A 2050-nucleotide genomic window follows, 5' to 3' on the forward strand; every position below is an offset into this window, starting at 1 on the left:
TTTAATCCCCCTTTAAGCTTAATTAGTTATACTTTCATTTCCTTTTTTTATCTAAATTTTTTATCTAAAAAATTTTGTTCTTTTAATTTAGTATTGTTATTCAAATCTTATAGTCAATCTTTGAAATCTAAATAAGTGATCGATTGAGCCAGAGAAAGATTTAATCATAAGTAATGATGTAAATCTATGATAAATTAAGATTAAAAAAGAAACCTTTTAATCTTAAATAAATTTTTTTAAATACTTTTTCTTTGAAGAAAAAGATTAAACTTTTCTATAATTTTATGGAGAGTTTGATCCTGGCTCAGAGTGAACGCTGGCGGCGTGCCTAATACATGCAAGTCGAACGATGAAGCTTTTAGCTTGCTAGAAGTGGATTAGTGGCGCACGGGTGAGTAAGGTATAGTTAATCTGCCCTACACAAGAGGACAACAGTTGGAAACGACTGCTAATACTCTATACTCCTGCTTAACATAAGTTGAGTAGGGAAAGTTTTTCGGTGTAGGATGAGACTATATAGTATCAGCTAGTTGGTAAGGTAATGGCTTACCAAGGCTATGACGCTTAACTGGTCTGAGAGGATGATCAGTCACACTGGAACTGAGACACGGTCCAGACTCCTACGGGAGGCAGCAGTAGGGAATATTGCGCAATGGGGGAAACCCTGACGCAGCAACGCCGCGTGGAGGATGACACTTTTCGGAGCGTAAACTCCTTTTCTTAGGGAAGAATTCTGACGGTACCTAAGGAATAAGCACCGGCTAACTCCGTGCCAGCAGCCGCGGTAATACGGAGGGTGCAAGCGTTACTCGGAATCACTGGGCGTAAAGGGCGCGTAGGCGGATTATCAAGTCTCTTGTGAAATCTAATGGCTTAACCATTAAACTGCTTGGGAAACTGGTAATCTAGAGTGAGGGAGAGGCAGATGGAATTGGTGGTGTAGGGGTAAAATCCGTAGATATCACCAAGAATACCCATTGCGAAGGCGATCTGCTGGAACTCAACTGACGCTAAGGCGCGAAAGCGTGGGGAGCAAACAGGATTAGATACCCTGGTAGTCCACGCCCTAAACGATGTACACTAGTTGTTGGGGTGCTAGTCATCTCAGTAATGCAGCTAACGCATTAAGTGTACCGCCTGGGGAGTACGGTCGCAAGATTAAAACTCAAAGGAATAGACGGGGACCCGCACAAGCGGTGGAGCATGTGGTTTAATTCGAAGATACGCGAAGAACCTTACCTGGGCTTGATATCCTAAGAACCTTATAGAGATATGAGGGTGCTAGCTTGCTAGAACTTAGAGACAGGTGCTGCACGGCTGTCGTCAGCTCGTGTCGTGAGATGTTGGGTTAAGTCCCGCAACGAGCGCAACCCACGTATTTAGTTGCTAACACTTCGGGTGAGCACTCTAAATAGACTGCCTTCGTAAGGAGGAGGAAGGTGTGGACGACGTCAAGTCATCATGGCCCTTATGCCCAGGGCGACACACGTGCTACAATGGCATATACAATGAGACGCAATACCGCGAGGTGGAGCAAATCTATAAAATATGTCCCAGTTCGGATTGTTCTCTGCAACTCGAGAGCATGAAGCCGGAATCGCTAGTAATCGTAGATCAGCCATGCTACGGTGAATACGTTCCCGGGTCTTGTACTCACCGCCCGTCACACCATGGGAGTTGATTTCACTCGAAGCCGGAATACTAAACTAGTTACCGTCCACAGTGGAATCAGCGACTGGGGTGAAGTCGTAACAAGGTAACCGTAGGAGAACCTGCGGTTGGATCACCTCCTTTCTAGAGTACAAACTAATGAGTCTCACAACCATTAGTTCATATAAACTCAATCATCCTTGTTTAGATTTCAAAGATTGATGAAAAGCTAATTTATGGGGAATTAGCTCAGCTGGGAGAGCGCCTGCTTTGCACGCAGGAGGTCAGCGGTTCGATCCCGCTATTCTCCACCATGATTAAGGGCCTATAGCTCAGCTGGTTAGAGTGCACCCCTGATAAGGGTGAGGTCACAAGTTCAAGTCTTGTTAGGCCCACCATT

General features: G+C 44.7%; 2 tRNA genes and 1 rRNA gene. All 3 read left to right on the top strand.

The window, feature by feature from the left end:
- The first annotated feature begins 281 nt into the window (after positions 1–281).
- The 3 genes from CQA69_RS08770 (at position 282) to CQA69_RS08780 (ending at position 2048) form a co-directional block, all read left to right on the top strand.
- Positions 282–1794 (top strand): 16S ribosomal RNA (locus CQA69_RS08770).
- Positions 1795–1888: 94 nt separating this feature from the next.
- Positions 1889–1964, top strand: a tRNA-Ala gene (locus CQA69_RS08775).
- Between the two features lie 7 nt (positions 1965–1971).
- Positions 1972–2048: transfer RNA gene (locus CQA69_RS08780), tRNA-Ile, on the top strand.
- The last annotated feature ends 2 nt before the right edge of the window (positions 2049–2050 follow it).

It is taken from the genome of Campylobacter estrildidarum, assembly GCF_005406205.1.
Lineage (GTDB): Bacteria > Campylobacterota > Campylobacteria > Campylobacterales > Campylobacteraceae > Campylobacter_D > Campylobacter_D estrildidarum.